This window comes from Micromonospora sp. ATA51 (genome assembly GCF_016802855.1).
Lineage (GTDB): Bacteria > Actinomycetota > Actinomycetes > Mycobacteriales > Micromonosporaceae > Micromonospora > Micromonospora sicca.
In genome coordinates, this window is record NZ_JAEVHJ010000630.1 from 1 (window position 1) to 1,618 (window position 1,618).

1 protein-coding gene and 1 pseudogene are annotated in these 1,618 nt (G+C 71.2%); both read left to right on the top strand.

The window, feature by feature from the left end:
* Positions 1–714, top strand: a 714-nt coding sequence (gene rho / locus JNW87_RS38500; protein WP_238455449.1) for a transcription termination factor Rho, incomplete at its 5' end; no start/stop codon positions are given.
* A 142-nt stretch (positions 715–856) separates the two neighbouring features.
* Positions 857–1,618 (top strand): annotated as a pseudogene (locus tag JNW87_RS38505) (multidrug transporter); the annotation flags it as partial.

Here is a 1,618-nt window from a genome sequence, read left to right on the forward strand (position 1 = left end):
GTGCTGCAGGCGATCGCGAACGCGATCACCCGCAACAACCCGGAGTGCCACCTGATGGTGGTGCTGGTCGACGAGCGGCCGGAAGAGGTCACCGACATGCAGCGGTCGGTGAAGGGCGAGGTCATCGCGGCCACGTTCGACCGTCCGCCGCAGGACCACACCACGGTGGCGGAGTTGGCGATCGAGCGGGCGAAGCGCCTGGTCGAGCTGGGGCACGACGTCGTCGTGCTGCTCGACTCGGTGACCCGGCTCGGTCGGTCGTACAACCTGGCGGCGCCGGCAAGCGGCCGGATCATGTCGGGTGGTATCGACTCCACCGCGCTCTACCCGCCGAAGCGGTTCCTCGGTGCGGCCCGCAACATCGAGAACGGCGGCTCGCTGACCATCCTCGCCACCGCGCTGGTGGAGACCGGGTCCATGGCGGACACGGTCATCTTCGAGGAGTTCAAGGGCACCGGTAACGCCGAGCTCAAGCTGGACCGGAAGATCGCCGACAAGCGGGTCTTCCCGGCGATCGACATCAACCCCTCCGGCACCCGCAAGGAGGAGGTCCTGCTCGCGCCGGAGGAGCTGGCGATCATCCACAAGCTCCGCAAGGTGCTGCACTCGCTGGACTCGCAGGCGGCGCTCGACCTGCTGCTGGACCGCCTCAAGCAGTCCCGCACCAACATCGAGTTCCTGATGCAGATCGCGAAGTCGACGCCGGGGGAGTGACACCGCCCCGGTAGGACACGAACGAAGGGCACGGCCGTCACGGCCGTGCCCTTCGTCGTACCCGAGGGCCGGCGTGAAGTTTTCCTTCGGTTAAGCCGTCGGGTATTGAAACTTCTATGCAGCGTCGGGTTGACTGTCGTCCATGCGAATCCGCAGACGATCCGCCCGTCTCGTCGGCGTCCTGCTGCTGACGCCGCTGCTCAGCCTTCCCGGACCGGCCCCGGCCGGCCTCGCGGCACCCGCCGGCGACCTCCGCACCGCCGCCGAGGACGCCCCCGCCGCCTCCTCCGCCCCGGCCGGCGGCCTGGAGATCGCGAAGAGCACCCGCCCGGTCGCTCCCGGGCTCGACCTCACCTCCTTCGACCGGTACGACGCCGAGGGCTGGCTGCGCGCCGACGCGCTCACCGCCGACCTCTCCGGCGGCGTCACCGTCGACTACGTCAACTCCGGCACGGTCACCCGGGACGAGCCGCTGCGCGCCGCGGTGGACCGCTCCCGCGCGGTCGCCGCCGTCAACGGCGACTTCTTCGACATCAACAACTCGGGTGCGGCCCAGGGCATCGGCATCCGCTCCGGCGACCTGATCCAGTCGCCGGTCGCCGGGCACCCGAACGCCGCCGCGATCAGCGCCGAGGGGCTGGGTCGGGTCATCCAGGTCGGCTTCGAGGGCACCGCCACGCTGCCGGCCGGACCGGTTCCGCTGACCCCGTTCAACAACATGGTCCAGCCGAACGGCATCGGCGTCTTCACCCCGCTCTGGGGGTCGTACCCCCGGCAGCGGGCGGTGAGCGGCGCGGCCCGGGTGGTCGAGGTCGCGGTGACCGGCGGCCGGGTCGCGGCCGTGGCCACCGCGCCCGGCGAGGGGCCGATCCCGGCCGGGACAACCGTGCTGCTCGGCCGGGAG